Annotated in this window: 17 protein-coding genes; 12 read left to right on the top strand and 5 right to left on the bottom strand. The window is 74.2% G+C overall.

Going from position 1 to position 19,638, the window contains the following annotated elements:
* Positions 1–62 precede the first annotated feature (62 nt).
* The 4 genes from D7231_RS15280 to D7231_RS15265 all read left to right on the top strand — a co-directional run bounded on the left by D7231_RS15280 (position 63) and on the right by D7231_RS15265 (position 5,848).
* The gene (locus D7231_RS15280) at positions 63–2,858 is read left to right on the top strand and encodes a bifunctional acetate--CoA ligase family protein/GNAT family N-acetyltransferase (RefSeq protein WP_120755953.1); all 2,796 of its coding nucleotides are present in this window, start codon (positions 63–65) and stop codon (positions 2,856–2,858) included.
* A 422-nt stretch (positions 2,859–3,280) separates the two neighbouring features.
* Positions 3,281–3,877, top strand: a complete 597-nt coding sequence (locus D7231_RS15275) for a DUF5998 family protein (protein ID WP_120755952.1) — start codon at positions 3,281–3,283, stop codon at positions 3,875–3,877.
* Positions 3,877–5,070, top strand: coding sequence for an alkaline phosphatase family protein (locus D7231_RS15270; RefSeq protein WP_120755951.1), 1,194 nt, complete (start codon positions 3,877–3,879; stop codon positions 5,068–5,070). Before D7231_RS15275 ends, D7231_RS15270 begins: the two co-directional genes overlap by 1 nt.
* Before the next feature lie 88 nt (positions 5,071–5,158).
* Positions 5,159–5,848 (top strand): thymidine kinase, encoded by a 690-nt coding sequence (locus D7231_RS15265; RefSeq protein ID WP_120755950.1) that lies wholly within the window; start codon positions 5,159–5,161, stop codon positions 5,846–5,848.
* Here D7231_RS15265 and D7231_RS15260 read toward each other — a convergent pair.
* Positions 5,823–6,617, bottom strand: a complete 795-nt coding sequence (locus tag D7231_RS15260; RefSeq protein ID WP_120755949.1) for a VOC family protein — start codon at positions 6,615–6,617, stop codon at positions 5,823–5,825. The genes D7231_RS15265 and D7231_RS15260 overlap by 26 nt on opposite strands.
* Positions 6,618–6,909: 292 nt before the next feature.
* Here D7231_RS15260 and D7231_RS15255 point away from each other — a divergent pair, with 292 nt between their 5' ends.
* On the top strand, positions 6,910–7,746 hold the full coding sequence (locus tag D7231_RS15255; RefSeq protein ID WP_120755948.1) for a sulfurtransferase: 837 nt from the start codon (positions 6,910–6,912) through the stop codon (positions 7,744–7,746).
* Between the two features lie 341 nt (positions 7,747–8,087).
* On the opposite strand, the gene sepH is transcribed toward D7231_RS15255, so the two are convergent.
* Positions 8,088–9,140: a septation protein SepH gene (sepH, locus tag D7231_RS15250; protein ID WP_120755947.1), complete on the bottom strand. Its 1,053-nt coding sequence runs from the start codon at positions 9,138–9,140 to the stop codon at positions 8,088–8,090.
* A 381-nt stretch (positions 9,141–9,521) separates the two neighbouring features.
* Between sepH and D7231_RS15245 the strand changes: the two genes are divergently transcribed.
* Positions 9,522–10,655: a hypothetical protein gene (locus tag D7231_RS15245; RefSeq protein WP_120755946.1), complete on the top strand. Its 1,134-nt coding sequence runs from the start codon at positions 9,522–9,524 to the stop codon at positions 10,653–10,655.
* A 130-nt stretch (positions 10,656–10,785) separates the two neighbouring features.
* Here the strand turns inward: D7231_RS15245 and D7231_RS15240 are convergent, their stop codons facing one another.
* Together D7231_RS15240 and D7231_RS15235 are read right to left on the bottom strand one after the other, a co-directional pair.
* A complete protein-coding gene (locus D7231_RS15240; RefSeq protein ID WP_120755945.1) occupies positions 10,786–12,162 on the bottom strand; it encodes a D-arabinono-1,4-lactone oxidase in 1,377 nt (458 codons plus the stop codon).
* Entirely contained in the window at positions 12,092–13,393 is a 1,302-nt protein-coding gene (locus D7231_RS15235) for an MFS transporter (protein ID WP_120755944.1), read from the bottom strand. Before D7231_RS15235 ends, D7231_RS15240 begins: the two co-directional genes overlap by 71 nt.
* Before the next feature lie 142 nt (positions 13,394–13,535).
* Between D7231_RS15235 and D7231_RS15230 the strand changes: the two genes are divergently transcribed.
* Both D7231_RS15230 and D7231_RS15225 read left to right on the top strand, forming a co-directional pair.
* Positions 13,536–14,663, top strand: a complete 1,128-nt coding sequence (locus D7231_RS15230) for a ferrochelatase (protein ID WP_120755943.1) — start codon at positions 13,536–13,538, stop codon at positions 14,661–14,663.
* 54 nt (positions 14,664–14,717) lie between these two features.
* Positions 14,718–15,518: an inositol monophosphatase family protein gene (locus tag D7231_RS15225; RefSeq protein WP_120755942.1), complete on the top strand. Its 801-nt coding sequence runs from the start codon at positions 14,718–14,720 to the stop codon at positions 15,516–15,518.
* A 92-nt stretch (positions 15,519–15,610) separates the two neighbouring features.
* Here D7231_RS15225 and D7231_RS37035 read toward each other — a convergent pair whose 3' ends face one another.
* Positions 15,611–15,778: a hypothetical protein gene (locus tag D7231_RS37035; RefSeq protein WP_194960225.1), complete on the bottom strand. Its 168-nt coding sequence runs from the start codon at positions 15,776–15,778 to the stop codon at positions 15,611–15,613.
* 360 nt (positions 15,779–16,138) lie between these two features.
* Between D7231_RS37035 and D7231_RS15220 the strand changes: the two genes are divergently transcribed.
* The 4 genes from D7231_RS15220 to D7231_RS15205 all read left to right on the top strand — a co-directional run bounded on the left by D7231_RS15220 (position 16,139) and on the right by D7231_RS15205 (position 19,567).
* Entirely contained in the window at positions 16,139–16,792 is a 654-nt protein-coding gene (locus D7231_RS15220; RefSeq protein ID WP_030368611.1) for a response regulator transcription factor, read from the top strand.
* Between the two features lie 5 nt (positions 16,793–16,797).
* Positions 16,798–18,048, top strand: a complete 1,251-nt coding sequence (locus tag D7231_RS15215) for a sensor histidine kinase (RefSeq protein WP_120755941.1) — start codon at positions 16,798–16,800, stop codon at positions 18,046–18,048.
* Between the two features lie 398 nt (positions 18,049–18,446).
* Entirely contained in the window at positions 18,447–18,743 is a 297-nt protein-coding gene (locus tag D7231_RS15210) for a DUF4193 domain-containing protein (protein WP_030366107.1), read from the top strand.
* A gap of 14 nt (positions 18,744–18,757) precedes the next feature.
* Entirely contained in the window at positions 18,758–19,567 is an 810-nt protein-coding gene (locus D7231_RS15205; protein ID WP_120755940.1) for a hypothetical protein, read from the top strand.
* The last annotated feature ends 71 nt before the right edge of the window (positions 19,568–19,638 follow it).

Below are 19,638 nucleotides of genomic sequence, written 5' to 3'. Positions count from 1 at the left end.
CGGTGCCCGGAGTGCTCCGCAGCAGCGCTCCGGCTGTCAGCGCCCGGCCTTACGCTGGCCCCATGCAGACGACGCCGGCGCAGTCCGGGCACGAGCACGCCTACCCCGCCCACTGGGAAGCCGACGTCGTGCTGCGCGACGGCGGCACCGCCCATCTGCGCCCCATCGCGCCGGACGACGCGCAGCGGCTCGTGAGCTTCTACGAGCAGGTCTCGGACGAGTCGAAGTACTACCGCTTCTTCGCCCCCTACCCCCGCCTCTCCGACCGGGACGTGCACCGCTTCACCCATCACGACTACGTGGACCGGGTCGGCCTCGCCGCCACCGTCGGCGGCGAGTTCATCGCCACCGTCCGCTACGACCGCATCGACGGCCGCGGCATGCCGGCGTCCGGGCCCGCCGACGAGGCCGAGGTCGCCTTCCTCGTCCAGGACGCCCACCAGGGCCGCGGAGTCGCCTCCGCCCTCCTGGAGCACATCGCGGCCGTCGCCCGGGAGCGCGGCATCCGGCGCTTCACCGCGGAGGTGCTGCCCGCCAACACCAAGATGATCAAGGTGTTCACGGACGCGGGCTACACCCAGAAACGCAGCTTCGAGGACGGCGTCGTCCGCCTCCAGCTGGACCTGGAGCCCACCGACCGCTCGCTGGCCGTCCAGCGGGCCCGCGAGCAGCGCGCCGAGGCCCGCTCGGTCCAGCGGCTGATCGCGCCCGGCTCCGTCGCCGTCATCGGCACCGGCCGGGCGCCCGGCGGCATGGGGCGCACCGTCCTGCGCAATCTGCTCGCCGGCGGCTTCACCGGGCGGGTGCACGCCGTCAACCACGCCTTCCCCGAGGACGTCACCCGGCTCGAACCCGAGGGCGTGCCCGCCCACCGCTCCGTCCTCGGCATCGACGGGCCCGTCGACCTCGCCGTCGTCGCCGTGCCCGCCGGGCAGGTGCCCTCCGTCGTCGCCGAGTGCGGCGAGCACGGCGTCCAGGGGCTCGTCGTCCTCTCCGCGGGGTACGGCGAGAGCGGCGCCGACGGGCGCCACCGGCAGCGCGAGCTGGTGCGCCAGGCCCGCTCGTACGGGATGCGCATCATCGGGCCCAACGCCTTCGGTCTCATCAACACCGCCGCCGGCGTCCGCCTGAACGCCTCCCTGTCGCCCGAGCTGCCCGCCGCCGGGCGCATAGGGCTCTTCAGCCAGTCCGGGGCCATCGGCATCGCCCTGCTCTCCGGGCTGCACCGCCGCGCCGCCGGGCTCGTCGGCATCTCCACCTTCGTCTCCGCCGGCAACCGCGCGGACGTCTCCGGCAACGACTTCTTGCAGTACTGGCACGACGACCCCGACACCGACCTCGTGCTCATGTACCTGGAGTCCATCGGCAACCCCCGCAAGTTCACGCGGCTCGCCCGGCGCACCGCCGCCCGCAAGCCGGTCGTCGTCGTCAAGGGCGCCCGGCACGGCGGCGCCGCGCCCACCGGGCACGCCGTGCCCACCACCCGGATCCCCGACGCCACCGTCTCCGACCTGCTCCGGCAGGCCGGCGTCATCCGCGTCGACACGGTCACCGAGCTCGCCGACACCGGGCTGCTCCTCGCCTCCCAGCCGCTGCCCGCGGGCCCGCGCGTCGCCATCCTCGGCAACTCCGAGTCCCTCGCCCTGCTCACCTACGACGCCTGCCTCACGGACGGGCTGCGGCCCCAGCCGCCCTACGACCTGACCACCGGCGCCCGGCCCGCCGACTTCCGCCGGGCGCTGGCCGGGGCCCTGGCGGACGAGGAGTGCGACGCCGTCGTCGTCACCGCCATCCCGTGGGTCGGGGACGCCTCCGCGGCCGACCTCGCCGGGGCGCTGCGGGAGGCGGTCGCCGCTTCGCCCGCCGCGAAGCCGGTCACCGTCGTGCACCTGGAGATCCCCGGGCTCGCGGAAGCCCTCGCCGAGCCGCCGGCGCCTGACGCCGCGGGCGGCGGGGGCGCGGCCGTACGGATCCCCGCCTACCCCGCCGCCGAGCGGGCCGTACGGGCCCTCGCCGAGGCCGCGCGTTACGCACGCTGGCGGCGGCTGGCCGCCGAGCCGGGGCGGGTGCCGGAGTACGACGACATCGACGAGGCGGGCGCCGCCGCGGACATCGAGGTGCTCCTGGAGGCCCACGGCGCCGTCCTCGCACCGCCGCCCGAGGGGCCCCGTGCGGTCACCCTCTCCGCGCCCGACACGCAGCGGCTCCTCGCCCGGTACGGGATCGCCGTGCTGCCCGCCCTGCCGGCGCCCGACCCCGACAGCGCGGTGCGGGCGGCCGGGCGGCTCGGCTTCCCCGTCACCCTCAAGCCCACGGCCCCGCACCTGCGCCACCGCGCCGACCTCGGGGGCGTCCGGCTCGACCTCGGCGGCGAGGCGGAACTGCGCCGCGCGTACGCCGAATTGACCGAGCTCCTCGGCAAGCCCGAGGAGACCCGGCTCGTCGTCCAGTCCATGGCGCCGCGCGGCGTCGACACGGTGGTGCGGGCGGCGATCGACCCGGCGGCGGGCGCGGTCCTGTCCTTCGGGCTGGCCGGGGCGCCGTCGCTGCTGCTCGGCGACACCGCGCACCGGCTCGTCCCCGTGACCGACCGGGACGCCGCCGAGCAGATCCGCTCGATCCGCACCGCGCCGCTGCTGTTCGGCTGGCGCGGTGCGGCGCCGGTGGACACGCGGGCGCTGGAGGAGCTGCTGCTACGGGTCTCCCGGCTCGTCGACGACCACCCGGAGGTCGTCGGAGCCGACCTGGAACCGGTGATCGTCGCGCCCCGGGGCGTCCACGTCCTCGGCGCCACGATCCGCCTCTCCCCGGCCCCGGCCCGCACGGACCTGGGCCCTCGCAGCCTCCCGGTGATCTGACGGCAACAGCCCACCGGGTCGCACCGGGCCGTGCGGCCTGAGGCGGGGGCGGGCACCGCCGACCACCACGGTGGGGGTTGTTCGCCGCGGCGGCGGGCCCACCTCCGGTGCGGCCGGTCGGGCACCGCCGGTCCTGCCTCCGGGCCCTGCCGGGCAACCCCATGCCCGCCGCAGCGGTGCTGAGCCACGATGTTGCCTTCCGGCGGTGCCGTCCCGCCGCTGGTACGGCCGGTTCGGCACCGCCGGTCCGCTTCGTGGGGGGTGCTCGCCGCGGCGGCGGGAGTGAGAGGCGGGGCCGGATTCGTACTGCGGACGGCGGAAGGGAGGGCTCCGTGTGATGCCTGTCCCATTGGGGCGGGCCGGGTGGCGGCGGCGCGGGCGCATCGGGCGGCTGGGGCCCGTGGGCCCCTTAGGATGGGCTTATGGCGAAGACCGGTACGACGACCCAAGGGCTGCGCGCGGCGATCGAGCGCAGCGGCTACTACCCGGCCCTCGTGGCCGAGGCGGTGGAGGCCGCAGTGGGCGGGGAGCCGGTCGTGTCGTACCTGGTGCACCAGGAGACGACGTTCGACTCCAACGAGGTCCGCCGCCACGTCACGGTCCTCGTCCTCACCGGCACCCGCTTCATCGTCAGCCACACCGACGAGCAGGCCGCCGACGGCACGTCCCCGTCCCCGTACGCCACCACCTCCACGGAGTCCGTGAAGCTGGAGCGGATCTCCTCGGTCGTGCTGAGCCGCGTCGTCGCCAACCCCGAGTCGTACACGCCGGGCACCCTGCCCCGCGAGGTCGTGCTGAACATCGGCTGGGGCGCGGTGTCCCGGATCGACCTGGAGCCCGCGGCCTGCGGCGACCCCAACTGCGACGCCGACCACGGCTACACCGGCTCCTCCACGGCCGACGACCTGAGCCTGCGCGTCAGCGAGGCCGGCGACGGCCCGGACACCGTCCGCCAGACCCTGGCCTTCGCCCAGGCGCTCTCCGAAGCCACTGCGGCGACCGCGCCGACCACCCGCTGATGTCCTACGCGATGACGGCGGGCTCCGCCTGGCACGAGCCCGCCCCGCTCGACCCCCGCACGGCCCCGCTGCCCCGCTACGGCACGGGCTCGCTGGCCGATCTGCTGCCCGCCGTCGCGGCAGGCATGGGGGTCCCCGGCTTCTCCACGGGCCTGGAGCTCACCCCGGCCGACCGCGTGTGCGTGTTCCTGATCGACGGCCTCGGCTGGGAGCTGCTGCGCGCCCATCCCGCCGAGGCGCCGTTCCTGCACTCGCTGACGACCGGTTCCGCCCCGCTGACCGCGGGCTTCCCGTCGACCACGGCGACCTCCCTCGCCTCGGTCGGCACGGGCCTGCCGCCGGGCGCCCACGGCCTGCCCGGCTACACGGTGGCCGACCCGGCCACGGGGCAGCTGATGAACCAGCTGCGCTGGCGCCCCTGGACCGACCCGCACGCCTGGCAGCCGTACCCGACGGTCTTCCAGCTCGCGGACGCGGCCGGCGTGCACACCTGCCAGGTCTCCGCCCCGGACTTCCAGCACACCCCGCTGACGAAGATCGCGCTGAGCGGCGGCACGTTCCACGGCCGGCTCTCCGGCGAGGAGCGGATGGACTTCGCCGCCGACCGGCTCGGCGCCGCGGACCGCTCGCTCGTCTACACGTACTACAGCGACGTCGACGGCAAGGGGCACCGCTTCGGCGTCGACTCCGACGAGTGGCGCGGCCAGTTGATGTACGTCGACCGCCTCGCCCAGCGCCTCGCCGAGCAGCTGCCGCCCCGCTCCGCCCTGTACGTCACCGCCGACCACGGCATGATCGACATCCCGTTCGACCCGGAGTCGCGCATCGACTTCGACGAGGACTGGGAGCTCCGCGCGGGCGTCGCCCTGCTCGGCGGCGAGGCACGCGCCCGCCACGTCTACGCCGTGCCCGGCGCCGCCGCCGACGTCCTCGCCGTGTGGCGGGAGGTCCTGGGCGAGCAGATGTGGATCGCGAGCCGCGACGAGGCCATCGAGGCGGGCTGGTTCGGCCGGCCCGGCGACGGCGTCGACGACCGCGTCTACGGCCGGATCGGTGACGTGGTCGCCGCCGCCCGCGACGACATCGCGATCGTCGCCACCGAGACCGAGCCGAACGAATCCGCGATGGTGGGGCTGCACGGCTCCATGACGCCCGTGGAGCAGCTCGTGCCGCTCCTCGAAGTGCGGCCCTGACCCGTAACCCCGTACGACCCCGATCCGTACGTACGCTCACCCGACGCCCCCCACAACGCCCCGACCTATGAAAGGCATTGGCTTCCCCATGCCCGAGCTGGTGTTCTTCTCCGGAACGATGGACTGCGGAAAGAGCACCCTCGCTCTGCAGATCGAGCACAACCGCTCGGCCCGCGGACTGCAAGGGATGATCTACACCCGCAACGACCGCGCCGGCGCGGGCAAGCTCTCCTCGCGGCTCGGCCTGGTCACCGACTCCGTCGAGGCGGGCGAGGGGTTCGACTTCTACGCGCACATCGTCGCCCACCTCTCCGCGGGCCGCCGCGCCGACTACGTCATAGCCGACGAGGCGCAGTTCCTCGACCCCGATCAGGTCGACCAGCTCGCCCGGATCGTCGACGACCTCGAGCTCGACGTCTTCGCCTTCGGCATCACCACCGACTTCCGCACCAGGCTCTTCCCCGGCTCCCGGCGCCTGGTCGAACTCGCCGACCGCATCGAGGTGCTCCAGGTCGAGGCGCTGTGCTGGTGCGGCGCGCGCGCCACGCACAACGCCCGTACGGTGGGCGGGCAGATGGTCGTCGAGGGCGCGCAGGTCGTCGTCGGCGACGTCAACCAGCCCGAGACCGTGGTCGGTTACGAAGTGCTGTGCCGGCGCCACCACCGCCGCAGGCTGACGGCCGCCGCGGCCCGCGCCGCGGCGCTCTCGCCCGACGTGCTGCCCGTGGACCCCGACTCCGCCGGGGACCCGGTCAGCGGACTGTCCGCAGCAGAGTAAAGACGGCCCCCTCGGGGTCGGCGACCGTGGCCACCCGGCCGGCCGGCCCCTCGTGCGGCGGCCGCAGCACCCGGCCCCCCAGCTCCTCCACGCGCAGCGCCGCGGCGTCGGTGTCCGCGACCTCGAAGTACGTCATCCAGTGCGGGCTCCGCAGCGCCGTCCCGGCCCCGCGGATCGCCGCGACCGGCTTGTCGCCGAGCTGGAGCGTCAGGTAGTCGCTGGTCTCCGCGTCCGCCGGCTTGACGTCGTAGCCGAACAGGGCCCGGTAGAAGCCGACGACGGCGGACGCCCTGCGGGTCACCAGCTCGTGCCAAGCGGGCGTGCCCGGCACGCCCGTCAGCTGCGTGCCGGTCAGCTTCTGGCCCTGCCAGATGCCGAACGGCGCGCCCGCCGGGTCGCTGGCGAGCACCAGCCGCCCCGCGTCCTCCGCGGCCAGCGGGCCCACCCCGACCGTGCCGCCGAGGCAGCGGATCCACTCCGCGGCCTCGTCCGCGTCGTCGCCGGCGAGGTACGTGGCCCACGCGGTCGGCAGCCGTACGCCCGGCGCGAGCTCCCCGAGGCCGGCCACGTCGCGGCCGTCGACCGTGGCGCGGACGTAGGGCCCCAGCTGGCGCGGCCCGGGGCTGTAGAAGGCCCAGCCGAACAGACCGCCGTAGAAGTCCTGGATCGACTCCAGGTCGTGCGCCAGGAGACTCGTCCAGCACGGGGTGCCCGGCGCGCGCCGGGCCTCACGTGCTCCTGGCCGGGGGGAGCCCCAAACCTCGGTCATGTCACTCTCTCCTCGGACCATCGTGGTGGCCGCGCGTCCCGCGCCGGGCCGCGGCGCGCGGAGGTGGTACGGGACGGGGCACGACCAGATGGTTGCACCACCGGCCGTCACGCGCCCCCCGGCCGCGCCGGGATTCCCGGGTTCCCGCAGGAGAATGCCCGCAATCGCCGGGCCGTACCGTTCCGGCGCCCGCGCAAGCTGCGGAGGGCGGGGGCGCCCAGTATCGATCAGGTGTGCGCGGCCCCGCCAGAGGCCGGTTGACCGCACGTCCGACTACGCCAGGATGGGGGCCATGAATGCCATCATCACCGCAGTCGAACTCATGACCGCGTCGGCGGGCGGGCAGCCGCCGGTCCTGCTGGACGTCCGCTACCAGCTCGGGGGTCCGCCCGGGCGGCCCGAGTACGAGGCGGGGCACATTCCCGGCGCGGTCTACGTCGAGCTGGAGGGCGAGCTCGCCGGGCCCGCGGGCAAGGACGGCCGGCACCCGCTGCCGGACCTCGCCGTCTTCGGCGCGGCGATGCGCCGGGCGGGCGTCGGCTCCTCCGGCGACGTCGTCGTCTACGACGGGGGCCAGGGCTGGGCGGCCGCGCGGGCGTGGTGGATGCTGCGCTGGGCCGGGCACCCGTCCGTACGGGTCCTCGACGGCGGACTCGCCGCCTGGCGGGCGCAGGGCGGGCCGGTCACGGACGGGCGGACGGCCGTGCGCGAGGGCGACTTCGTCCCCGCGCCGGGGGCGCTGCCGCTGCTCGACGCGGACGGCGCGGCGGCGCTGGCCCGCCGCGGGCTGCTGCTGGACGCGCGGGCGGGGGAGCGCTACCGGGGCGAGGCCGAGCCGATCGACGCCGTCGCGGGCCACATCCCGGGCGCGGTCTCCGCACCGACCACGGAGAACGTGGCCGAGGACGGGCTGCTGCGCCCCGCCGCCGAACTGGCGGCCCGCTTCGCGGCGCTGGGGGCCGCGGACGGCACCGAGGTGGGTGTCTACTGCGGCTCGGGGGTCTCCGCGGCACAGGAGGTGCTGGCGCTGGCCGTGGCGGGGATTCCGGCGGCGCTGTACGTCGGCTCCTGGAGCGAGTGGTCCTCCGACCCGTCCCGCCCCGTCGCCACGGGCCCGCAGCCGGGCTGAGCCGGTGGCCCGGCGGTCCGGCGCGTGCTCCCGTGCCGGGGGCCGGACGGCACCGCCGGGCAGGACCGTCGTGGTCGAGCGCCGCCGCGGCAGCGGGAGGATGCCGGGCGTCTGCTTCCCTACGCGCAGCCGGACGGCGATGCCGGGCCGACCGCGCGTACGAGGGGTGCCGGGCGCCCGCGTTCTCTTCCGCCGCGGCGGTGGAAAACCCCCGCGGCGCGGACCGGCGGTGCCGAGCCGGCCGCATGTACGGCCTTCCGGCCCGGCTTCGGGCCGGGCGCGCTGCCGCCGACGCCCCCGGACGGAGCCGGGGGCTTGACGGGGAGTCACTCTCGTAGGCGTTACTCCTGTTTCTTGCGGCGGGTGCCGAAGACGATCTCGTCCCAGCTGGGGACCGCCGCGCGCCGGCCCGGCCGGACCCCGTCCGCCTCGGCCTGACGGTCCGTCGTGCCGGTCAGCCGGTCGCGGTGACCGGCCACGGACCGCGGCATGAGGACGTCCGCGTACGCGGCTCCCGCACTTGCGGCCGGTGCCGGCGGCTCGACGGCCTCCGGCACCTCGGACGATTCGTCAGCGGCCTGCGCGGCCGCGGCCGAAGCCGTTTCGGGCACGACCATGTCACCGCGGAAACTGGGCACCGCTTCGAGCAGGCTCGTCAGCGAATCCCGCTCTTTGCCGGGCTCCTCTGCGGACTCGGCCTCCGGCTCAGGCGGGGCCGGAGGGCCGGACGACGCCTGCTGCCGGTCCAGCGACCGGTCGAGGGGCCGGTCCCGGGGCAGCCGGGCGATCCGGGGCACGAACGGGAAGCTCGGCTCGGGCGTGTCGTCGGTCTCGCCGATGAGCGCGCGGGCCTCGTCGTCCATCGCTTGAACGATCCGCCTCGGCGGGTCGTACGACCAGCTCGCCGCATGGGGCTCACCTGCCGCCCGGTAGACGAGCAGGACCTCCCACGTGCCGTCGTCCCGGCGCCAGGAGTCCCACTGCGCGGTGTCCTTCTCGGCCCCGCGCAGCATGAGCCGCTCGGCCACGGTCTCGCCGAGGAGCGGGCCGGTGTTCTCGCCGGGGCGGCGCACGGCCGTCTTGCGGGCGCGCTCGGCCATGAACGCGCGCTCGGCCAGGACCGGGCCCTCGAACCGCCGCACCCGCTCGACGGGGATGCCCGCGAGCTGCGCGACTTCCTCCGCGGAGGCTCCCGCGCGTATCCGCGCCTGGATGTCGCGGGGGCGGAGATGGCTCTCCACCTCGATCTCGATCTGCCCCAGGCGCGCACGGTCGTTGCGCACGGCGGCGCGCAGCCGCTCGTCGATGGGAAGGGTGTACTCCGTGCTGTCCGCAGCCTTGAGCACCAGCCGTGTGCCGTCGTTGGAGACGGCCACGACACGCAGTTCGGGCATGGGGACCTCCCGGGTGGTGCCTGCCGACGTCACGTGCGTCGCTGCTTCCGCTAGTCGAGTGTGGCCTGCCCGGGTGCAGCCTGCCACAACATTGCCGAGTTGACGGGGGTGAGAGCCGCTGGGGCCCCGCCCGTTGGGTCCGGGCAGCCGGACGGGACACCGGGGCCAGGGCTCGCCACAGTACTCCATTCGGGCCACTGGGGGTGGAATGGCGCGCCATCGAAGTTCACGCGGGAGAAGGGAGTTGATCGTACCTATCGAGTGCGGAGCCGCTTGCACGGGTGTCGAGGTTCACACAATCGCCAGATTCGGAACTGTTCGTTACGCTCGAATGTCTCTTCTAGCTACAAGGCAGACCCAAGGGCTACACAGAGGCAGGAGATGGACGACAAAGGCGAAAGCGAGGCAAAAGCGAAGAACAAGCGTCTGGACCTGAGCCTCGCGCAGGTCGCCGGCAGCGCCCTCGCGGCGGTGATCGCCGCACTGCTCGCGGGCAAGCTCGGGGTGTACGGCACGGTCATCGGCGCCGGTGTCGTGAGCGTCGTGGCCACCTCGGGCGGCACGATCTTCCAGCACTTGTTCAAGCGGACCGGGGAACAGCTCCGCGAGGCGACCGCGCAGTCGGCGAAGCCGACCATGCGCCAGGTGCCCGTGCAGGACGCGGGCCGGGCGGTCAGCCGTGCGGCCGCGGCCGTACGGGGCGGCGGGCCCGCCGGCCGGGGTACAGCGCACGACGACGCGACCCGCGCGCTCCCGCAGGCCGATGCGACGCAGATGCTGCCCGCGGCGGACGGCGACGCGGCGACACGGCTGGTGTACACGGGGCGACAGGCGCCGGAGCCTGGTGGCGCGCACGCGGGCGCGCATCCTGGGGCGCGCGCCGACGAACACTCCTCTGCGTACGGCGACACGCACGCCGCCGCGCACCCCGGCCCGTACACCGACACGTACACCCCGGCCACGACCCACGGCACACGGGTGCGCGGCTGGAAGCGCCCCCTGATCGCGGCCGGCGCGGTCTTCGTGCTCGCCATGGGCACGGTCACCGCGGTCGAGCTGGTCAAGGGTTCGAGCGCGGACGGCGGCGGCTCGACCACGGTCGGCCAGATCTTCGACGGCGGGAAGTCGCAGAAGAAGCAGGACCCGGCGCCCGACCGGAGCCCGGGTCCCGGCCGCTCCCACGACGGCGACGGTGACGGCGACAGCGGCGAGCAGCACCGGCCCGGCGGGGGCACCGGCTCCACGCCGGACCCGGACGCGTCCCGCCAGGGCGGCGACCCGGGCAAGCAGTCGCCCGACCCGTCGACGTCCCCGTCCTCCGGCGGCTCCACGCCCAGCACCAAGCCGGACCCCTCGCCGAACCCGTCCACGTCCCCGGACGGCGGCACGGGCGGCGACGGCAAGGGCGGCAGCACGAGCGGGGCCGGCGCCACGGGTGGGCAGACGACGCCCAAGCCGCCGGCTCAGGGCCAGAACGCGGCGGCTGGCGCGGCCTCGGCCGGCACGGTCTCGTAGGGCGCGGCCCGGCCGGGTGCTCCCTCGGCTGCGGGCCGTGTGTGGCTGGTCGCGCCCGCGCGGCGGAGCCGCAGATCGATACAGCCCCGCGCCCCTTACGGGGCGCGGGGTGCACTTGTGGGGGTGGGGTCTACGCCCCCAGCACGCGCCGCAAGTAGTCGTTGCCGAACACGCGCTGCGGGTCCAGCCGGTCCCGTATCGCGGTGAACTCCTCGAAGCGCGGGTACGCCGCCGCGAGGTGCCCCGCGTCGCGGCTGTGCAGCTTGCCCCAGTGCGGCCGGCCGCCGTGCGCCGTCATGATCTGCTCGGCGGCCCGGAAGTAGGCCTGGTAGGGCGTGCCGCGGTACATGTGCACGGCGATGTAGGCGGTCTCCCGGCCGGAGGCCGTGGACAGGGGGATGTCGTCCGCCGGAGCCGTGCGGACCTCCACGGGGAAGGCCACGCGCAGCCGCGAGCGCTCGATCGCGGCCCGCAGCTCGCGCAGCGCCGGCAGCGCGGCCTCTCGCGGCAGTGCGTATTCCATCTCCAGGAAGCGGACCCGGCGCGGGCTGGTGAAGACCTTGTACGGGACGTCCGTGTACGTGCGGGCGGAGAGGGCGCGGCCGGCGATGCGGGCGATGCCCGGTATCGCGGCGGGGACGGCGCGGCCCACGGCGCACAGGGCGCCGAAGAGACCGTTCGAGAGCAGCTCGTCCTCGACGAAGGCGCCGATCCGGCCGGGCGGGGCGGCGGGGCCCGCGCTGCGGTTGTTGCGCTTGGTGACACAGCTGCTGGTGTGCGGGAACCAGTAGAACTCGAAGTGCTCGTTCTCGGCGACCAGCTGGTCGAACTCGGCCGTAACCCGGTCGAGCGGCATCGGCTCCTCGCGGGCCCGGAGCAGGAACTCCGGCTCCACGGCGAAGGTCAGCGCGGTGATCACTCCGAGGGCGCCGAGCCCCAGCCGGGCGGCCGCGAAGACCTCCGGGTTCTCGTCGGCGGAGCAGGCGAGCACCGAGCCGTCCGCGGTGACCAGCTCCAGGCCGCGGACCTGGGCCGAGAGCGAGGCCGAGGTGCGTCCGGTGCCGTGGGTGCCGGTGCTGACGGCGCCGGAGACGGTCTGCTCCATGATGTCGCCCATGTTGGCCAGCGACAGGCCGTGCGCGGACAGCATCTCGTTCAGCTGCCGGAGCGTGGTGCCGGCCCCCACCGTCACGGTGCCCGCCGCGCGGTCGACCGCGCGCAGGCCCGTAAGGCGCTCGGGGCGCAGCAGCAGGCCGTCGGTGGCGGCCGCTGCGGTGAACGAGTGGCCGGTGCCGGCCGCCTTCACCTTCAGGCCGTCCGAGGCGGCCCGGACGACCGCCGCCGCGACCTCCCCGGCGGTCGCCGGGGCCGCCGTGCGCGCGGGGCGGGCGCTGACGTTCCCCGCCCAGTTGCGCCACGGGGGCGATCCGGCCGCCCTAGGCGACGATGCCCTTGCTGCGCTCGTCCCGGCCTTCGTGCCGGCCGTCGTTCCGGTCGTCTCCGTCATGCGCGTCAGACCCTCCCCTTGCCTGCGGCACAGGTGCCCCCGGCCGCTGCTCTGCCTGCGTGCGGAGCCGGCGGTACCCCAGGAGCGCGACCGCCGCCGCGAGCGCCCCCGCCACCGCGGACACCTCGTACCCCGCGGCCGCGCCGCGGGTGTCCACCACCCAGCCGGCGGCCGACGACCCCAGCGCCACGCCGACCGCGAGCCCCGTGCTCGTCCAGGTCATGCCCTCGGTCAGCTGCGCGCGCGGTACGTGCTGTTCGACCAGGGCCATCGTCGACACCATGGTCGGCGCGATCGACAGCCCCGAGACAAAGAGCGCCACGGCCAGGAACGGCAGGCTCCCGACCAGTAGGAGGGGGATCATACTCACGGCCATCGCACACACGCCCAGGAGCCAGCGGCGGGCCAGCTCCCCCTTCAGCGGCAGGAGTCCGAAAACCACCCCCGCCGCGCAGGAGCCCAGCGCGTACGTCGCGAGCACCACGCTCGCCATGCTCTTGTGCCCCTGCTCGTCGGCGAAGGCGACGGTCACCACGTCGCAGGTGCCGAAGATCATGCCCGTCGCGGTGAAGGCCACCACCAGGACCTGGAGGCCGGGCGAGCGCAGCGCACCGCCGCGCGCCCCCTTCGCCTGCGGGTGCGGCTCGGGCTCGGTGCCGCGCTGCGCGGTCAGCCAGAACACCCCGACCGCGAGGAAGCAGGTGGCCAGCAGGGGGCCGGCCTCCGGGAACCACTGTGTGCAGAGCCCGATCGACAGGATCGGGCCGACGATGAAGCACACCTCGTCGACGACGGACTCGAAGGCGTAGGCCGTGTGGAGCTGCGGGCTGCCTCCGTACAGGGCCGCCCAGCGGGCCCGCACCATGGAGCCCACGTTCGGCACGCACCCGCAGCACGCCGAGAAGAGGAACAGCGTCCAGTCCGGCCAGCGCTGCTGCGCGCTCAGCAGCAGCCCCACGGCGGCGGCCAGGGCCACGAGCGTCGCCGGGCGCAGCACCCGGCGCTGCCCGTGCCGGTCGACGAGCCGGGATATCTGCGGCCCGACCACGGCCGCCGAGATCGCCAGGGTGGCCGAGAGGGCACCCGCCAGGCCGTAGCGGCCGGTGATCTGGGAGACCATCGTGACCACGCCGATGCCGAACATGGACAGCGGCATCCGGCCCAGCAGGCCGGCGGCCGAGAAGCCCTTGCTTCCGGGGACGGCGAAGATCGCGCGGTACGGACTGGACAACGACGGCTCCCAGGGAGGTCGGGGACGGGACGGATCGAGGGTGCCGTAAGGGATGTAGGTGGCTGATACAGCTTACGGGGGTACGTTTGTGCGGCGCACCGCCATTTCCTGCCGGTCAGTGACGAGTGGCAGGATCGGACTCATGTCGGATCAGCCAGCGCACGCCCCCTACGACGCCCTGCTGTTGCTCTCCTTCGGCGGTCCCGAGGGCCCGGACGACGTCGTTCCTTTTCTGGAGAACGTCACGCGCGGGCGCGGCATCCCCCGCGAGCGCCTCAAGGAGGTCGGTCAGCACTACTTCCTCTTCGGCGGCGTCAGCCCCATCAATGACCAGAACAGGGCGCTGCTCGGCGCCCTGCGCAAGGAGTTCGCCGAGCACGGCACCGACCTCCCGGTCTACTGGGGCAACCGCAACTGGGCGCCGTACCTGACCGACACCCTGCGCGAGATCGCCGCCGACGGCCGGCGCCGCGTCCTCACCCTCGCCACCAGCGCCTACGCCTCGTACTCGGGCTGCCGCCAGTACCGCGAGAACCTCGCGGACGCGCTCGCCGCCCTGGAGGCCGAGGGCGTCACCCCGCCCCGCGTCGACAAGCTGCGGCACTACTTCAACCACCCCGGCTTCGTCCGCCCCATGGCCGACGCCGTCCTCGCGGCCCTCTCCGAGCTGCCCGAGGCCGTCCGCGAGGGCGCCCGCCTCGCGTTCACCACCCACTCCATCCCCACCGCCGCCGCGGACTCCTCCGGCCCGGCGGAGGGCCACGGCGACGGCGGCGCCTACGTCGCCCAGCACCTCGACGTGGCCCGCACGATCGCGGAGGCGGTCCGCGCGGAGACCGGCCGGGAGCACCCCTGGCAGCTCGTCTACCAGTCCCGCAGCGGCGCCCCGCACATCCCCTGGCTCGAACCCGACATCTGCGACCACCTGGAGGCCTCCCACGCCGCCGGCGTCCCTGCCGTCGTCATGGTCCCCATCGGCTTCGTCTCGGACCACATGGAGGTCAAGTACGACCTCGACACCGAGGCCACCGCCAAGGCCGCGGAGCTCGGCCTGCCGGTCGCCCGCGCGGCGACCGTCGGCGCCGACCCCCGCTTCGCCGCCGCCGTCCGCGAGCTCGTCCTGGAGCGCGCCGCGACCGAGCGCGGCGAGCACCCCGCGCGGTGCGCCCTGGGGGCCCTCGGCCCCTCGCACGACCTCTGTCCCGTCGGCTGCTGCCCGGCCAGGGCCCCTCGCCCGGCCGCCGCCGGAGCCGACAGCCCGTACGCCTGACCCTTCCCGTACGCCCGCCCTTTCCGTCCAATCCGTCCAAGGAGCACCAGCACCGTGAGCGACACTCTGAAGGCAGAACTCCTGGCCGTAGCCCTTGAGGCCGCCGGCCGCGCCGGAGCGCTGCTCCGCGACGGCCGCCCGGCGGACCTGGGCGTCGCCGCGACGAAGACCAGCCCGATCGACGTCGTCACCGAGATGGACATCGCCGCCGAGAAGCTGATCACCGGCTTCCTCGCCGAGCGCCGCCCCGGCGACGGCCTGCTGGGGGAGGAGGGCGCCAGCAGCGAGGGCAGCACCGGCGTCCGGTGGGTCATCGACCCCGTCGACGGCACCGTGAACTACCTCTACGGCCTGCCGTCCTGGTGCGTGTCGATAGCCGCCGAGATCGACGGCGAGGCCGTCGTCGGCGTCGTGGCCGCCCCGATGCGCGGCGAGACCTACCACGCGGTGCTCGGCCAGGGCGCCTTCCTGGGCGAGCGGCGGCTGGCCGTACGGCCCGCGCCCGGCCTCGACCAGGCCCTCATCGGCACCGGCTTCGGCTACCTCGCCTCGCGCCGCGCCGCCCAGGCGGAGGTCCTGCGCTCCCTGCTGCCGCAGGTGCGCGACATCCGGCGCGGCGGGTCGGCCGCGATCGACCTGTGCGACGTGGCCTGCGGCCGGCTCGACGGCTACTACGAGCGCGGCCTGAACCCCTGGGACTACGCGGCGGGCGCGCTGATCGCCCGCGAGGCCGGGGCACTGACGGGCGGCCGCCCGGGCGAGCCCGCCTCCACGGAGCTCACGGTGGCGGCCCCGCCGGCCCTCTTCGAGCGGCTGCAAGGCCGGCTGGAGGAGCTGGGGGCCTGGCAGGGCTGAGCGCCCCTCCCAGGGCCCTCAGGGGCCTTCCCCCGGGCATGACGACGCCCCGGCACCCACGTGGGTGCCGGGGCGTCGCCGCCGGATCAGGATCAGGCGGCCGAGACCTTGACGCCGTGCTCCGCGGCCAGGCGGTGGAGATCGTCCAGGGCGGACTGCTCCACCTCGGCCGTGTACTCATCGCCCAGCTTGCGGGCCTGGTCCCGGTCGCTGCGGGTGGTCTCTATGCGCTGCAGAATGCCAGCGGTGAACGCGTCCATGGTGCTGCGCCCCCTCGTCGTGGGTCGATGGCACGGGGGTGTGCCGACGGCGAATCGATCGCGCCCCTGCCCCTGGATCGGGCGGGCGTGCCGTAGTGGCGTGCCGCCACTGGGCGTGATCGCGGGTGTGCAGACGTCTTCCCCAGCCCCATGCGCGGGGAAACCTCCCGTCCGGAACCAATCCACGAGCGGACCGGAAACAGCTCGGAGCCGCACCCCGGCGGCGATCCGGAACGACCGGCCGGCAGGTCGGCCCCGGCGCCCCTTACAGCCGGTTTACCGAGGTTCGAGGCAGGATGGAGGAACCCACAGGGGTATCTCCAGCCTGCCCGCCCGGGCCCAAAGGGAAGGATCAACGCCGTGCGCGTACTCGTCGTCGAGGACGAGCAGCTGCTCGCCGATGCCGTCGCCACCGGACTGCGCCGGGAGGCCATGGCGGTCGACGTCGTGTACGACGGTGCCGCCGCTCTGGAGCGCATCGCCGTCAACGACTACGACGTGATCGTCCTCGACCGCGACCTGCCCCTCGTCCACGGCGACGACGTGTGCCGCAAGGTCGTCGAGCTCGGCATCCCCACCCGCGTCCTGATGCTCACCGCCTCCGGCGACGTCAGCGACCGCGTGGAGGGCCTGGAGATCGGCGCCGACGACTACCTGCCCAAGCCCTTCGCCTTCAGCGAGCTCACCGCCCGCGTGCGGGCCCTCGGCCGCCGCACGACCGTGGCCCTGCCGCCCGTCCTGGAGCGCGCCGGCATCAAGCTCGACCCCAACCGCCGCGAGGTCTTCCGCGACGGCCGGGAGGTCCAGCTCGCCCCCAAGGAGTTCGCCGTCCTGGAGGTCCTCATGCGCAGCGAGGGCGCGGTCGTCTCGGCCGAGCAGCTCCTGGAGAAGGCCTGGGACGAGAACACCGACCCCTTCACCAACGTCGTCCGGGTCACCGTGATGACCCTGCGCCGCAAGCTCGGCGAGCCCCCGGTGATCGTCACCGTGCCGGGCTCCGGATACCGGATCTGACCCTGATGTCCACCTCCCCCGCGCCCGCACCCCCCGCAGCGCCCCCCAAGCCCACCTGGGACCCGCGGCAGCCCGTCGTGCGCCCGTTCCCCTGGCTGCGCCCCACCATCCGGATACGGCTGACCCTGCTGTACGGCGGGATGTTCCTGATGGCGGGCGTGCTGCTGCTGACGATCATCTATCTGCTGGCGGCCGACGCCCTCACCCAGGGCAACCAGCTGCCGTTCCGGATCCTCAACGCCAACGTCGAGACCAGTGCCAGCTGCCGGAGCCTGCCCCAGGGCTCCGCGACCAACAGCGACGCCTTCATGAACGGCCTGCGGCTGTGCATGGAGCACCAGCGGGCCATCGCCCTCGACGGCCTCCTCAAGCGCTCCCTGCTGGCCCTCCTGGGCCTCGCCGTGATCGCCTTCGCCTTCGGCTACGCCATGGCCGGCCGGGTCCTCTCGCCGCTGGGCAAGATGACGCGGACCGCCCGCCGGGTGGCCGCCACCGACCTCTCCCGGCGCATCGAACTGGGCGGGCCGGAGGATGAGTTGAAGGAGCTGTCCGACACCTTCGACGAGATGCTGGACCGGCTGGAGCGGGCCTTCACCGCGCAGCAGCGGTTCGTGGCCAACGCCTCGCACGAGCTGCGCACGCCGCTCGCGATCAACCGCACGCTGCTGGAGGTCACCCTCTCCGACCCCGGGGCGCCGCCGGAGCTCCAGCAGCTCGGCAAGACGCTGCTGGCCACGAACGAGCGCAGCGAGCAGCTGGTGGAGGGCCTGCTGCTGCTCGCCCGCAGCGACAACGAGATCGTCGACCGCAAGCCCGTGGACCTCGCCGAGGTGGCGTCCAGGGCGCTGGACCAGACGCGCTCGGAGGCCCAGGGCAAGGGCGTGGAGCTGCGCGGCACGCGGCAGCCCGCCGTGGTCCAGGGCAACGGCGTGCTGCTGGAGCGGATCGCGCTGAACCTCGTGCAGAACGCCGTGCGCTACAACGCCCCGGACGGCTGGGTCGAGGTCACCACCGAGGCGCAGCCGGGGCAGGCGGTGCTGGTGGTGGAGAACACCGGCCCGGTGGTCCCCGCGTACGAGCTGGACAACATCTTCGAGCCGTTCCGCAGGCTCCGTACGGAGCGCACGGGCAGCGACAAGGGCGTCGGCCTGGGGCTCTCGATCGTGCGCTCGGTGGCCCGCGCGCACGGCGGGCGGATCACCGCGGTGCCGCGCGAGGGAGGCGGGTTGATCATGAGAGTGGTCCTGCCCACCTGAAAATTTCTGCGAGAATAGGGCGGCCGTAGGTTCGCTTTGGGCGGAATTTTCACGTTCCGCCCCTTGCTGTGGATGTGTGGAATCGCTCACACACGCAAACTTCCGGCCATCCACTCTCCGTGATCAATGGACTCGCCGGAACGCCGGGAAAATGGGGGTTTCTGCTGGTCGTGATCACGGGAAGTACACGTGATGGCGCATCCGCATGCGGCATCCGGACCGTGTACGGTCCGGTTCGCCATCCAACCCCATCACCTCTTCAGGTGTGCGGTTGGGTGTCGATTGAGTAACAGACCTTGATGTGAGGCAAAATCTCCGCCTCGGGTCGGGCACAAGTCCGGCCTCTCACGCGTTACGTGCGCTGGAGACACCGCAGACACCCAGAGGGGGAGAGCGACATGGCAACGGACTACGACACCCCACGCAAGACCGACGACGACGTCGACTCGGACAGCCTTGAAGAGCTCAAGGCCCGCCGGAACGACAAGTCGGCGTCGACCGTAGACGTGGACGACTTCGAGGCCGCGGAGGGCATGGAGCTGCCCGGCGCGGACCTCTCCAACGAGGAGCTGGCCGTCCGGGTCCTGCCCAAGCAGGCCGACGAGTTCACCTGCATGAGCTGCTTCCTCGTGCACCACCGCAGCCAGCTGGCGCGCGAGAAGAACGGCCAGCCGATCTGCCGCGACTGCGACTGAGGACCGGGTCTGCGATGGCAGGCTCGACCCCGTTCCGGAAGCGGCGCTCCCGGCAGCCCGAACTGACCACCGGGCCCGGCGGGGACGCCGCACGGCAGGACGCATCCGCCCCTGGTGACACGGCCGGCAATCACGTCGAGCGGGGCCGCACGGCCTCGCTCGCCGCCGCGGTCGGCCGTGGCGCCGCCAAGGGCGGCCGGGGAGCACGGGCGGGCCTGACCGCCCTTGCCGACCGGATCATCGCGAACGCCCCGCGCATCCCCGTGCGGGACCTCGCGACGCTGCGGGCCCAGTTCCCGGGCCTCGGCCCGGAGGAGCTCGCCGACAAGCTGGTGGCGGGCGCGGCCCACGGCACCTCCACGGTGGGCGCCGGAGTCGGTGCCGCGGCGATGCTGCCGGTGCCGCCCGCGATGCCCGCCGAACTGGCGGCGGAGATCGCCGGCGTCGCCGCCGTGGAGTTCAAGCTGATCGCCGAGCTCCACGAGGTGTACGGCCTGAGGGCTCCCGGCAACCTCCGGCAGCGCTCCCTGGCCTATCTGGCCGCCTGGGCTGACGAGCGCGGCATCGACGTCACGGCCCCCACCACCGTCAACGCGGCCCTGGGCGGCCAGCTCAAGCGCGAGCTGCGCCAGCAGATCCTCAAGCGCACGTTCCGCAATCTGCCCAGCCTCACGCCCTTCATGATCGGCGCGACCGTGGGTGCGGTGATGAACCGCCGCGACACCAGAAGGCTGGCGGCCAAGGTCCGCAAGGACCTGCGCGCTCGGCAGGTGCCGTGGGAGGCGCTCCCCGAGGGCCCTGAGGGCCCTCTTCCGCTCCTGTAGCGGCCTCTGGGCCGGGCCCGGGGCCCGGCCCTTCCCGTACCGCCGGGAGAGCCGTCGAACCCGCCGGGAAG

The organism is Streptomyces klenkii, from assembly GCF_003626645.1.
GTDB classification, from domain to species: domain Bacteria; phylum Actinomycetota; class Actinomycetes; order Streptomycetales; family Streptomycetaceae; genus Streptomyces; species Streptomyces klenkii.
This window is presented reverse-complemented; position numbering and strand designations above follow the sequence as displayed.

Excerpts from the sequence above, each read along its gene's own strand:
- D7231_RS15280 (WP_120755953.1), top strand. The coding sequence starts at position 63 with ATGCAGACGACGCCGGCGCAGTCCGGGCACGAGCACGCCTACCCCGCC.
- D7231_RS15275 (WP_120755952.1), top strand. The coding sequence starts at position 3,281 with ATGGCGAAGACCGGTACGACGACCCAAGGGCTGCGCGCGGCGATCGAG.
- D7231_RS15270 (WP_120755951.1), top strand. The coding sequence starts at position 3,877 with ATGTCCTACGCGATGACGGCGGGCTCCGCCTGGCACGAGCCCGCCCCG.
- D7231_RS15265 (WP_120755950.1), top strand. The coding sequence starts at position 5,159 with ATGCCCGAGCTGGTGTTCTTCTCCGGAACGATGGACTGCGGAAAGAGC.
- D7231_RS15260 (WP_120755949.1), bottom strand. The coding sequence starts at position 6,617 with ATGACCGAGGTTTGGGGCTCCCCCCGGCCAGGAGCACGTGAGGCCCGG.
- D7231_RS15255 (WP_120755948.1), top strand. The coding sequence starts at position 6,910 with ATGAATGCCATCATCACCGCAGTCGAACTCATGACCGCGTCGGCGGGC.
- sepH (WP_120755947.1), bottom strand. The coding sequence starts at position 9,140 with ATGCCCGAACTGCGTGTCGTGGCCGTCTCCAACGACGGCACACGGCTG.
- D7231_RS15245 (WP_120755946.1), top strand. The coding sequence starts at position 9,522 with ATGGACGACAAAGGCGAAAGCGAGGCAAAAGCGAAGAACAAGCGTCTG.
- D7231_RS15240 (WP_120755945.1), bottom strand. The coding sequence starts at position 12,162 with ATGACGGAGACGACCGGAACGACGGCCGGCACGAAGGCCGGGACGAGC.
- D7231_RS15230 (WP_120755943.1), top strand. The coding sequence starts at position 13,536 with ATGTCGGATCAGCCAGCGCACGCCCCCTACGACGCCCTGCTGTTGCTC.
- D7231_RS37035 (WP_194960225.1), bottom strand. The coding sequence starts at position 15,778 with ATGGACGCGTTCACCGCTGGCATTCTGCAGCGCATAGAGACCACCCGC.
- D7231_RS15215 (WP_120755941.1), top strand. The coding sequence starts at position 16,798 with ATGTCCACCTCCCCCGCGCCCGCACCCCCCGCAGCGCCCCCCAAGCCC.
- D7231_RS15210 (WP_030366107.1), top strand. The coding sequence starts at position 18,447 with ATGGCAACGGACTACGACACCCCACGCAAGACCGACGACGACGTCGAC.
- D7231_RS15205 (WP_120755940.1), top strand. The coding sequence starts at position 18,758 with ATGGCAGGCTCGACCCCGTTCCGGAAGCGGCGCTCCCGGCAGCCCGAA.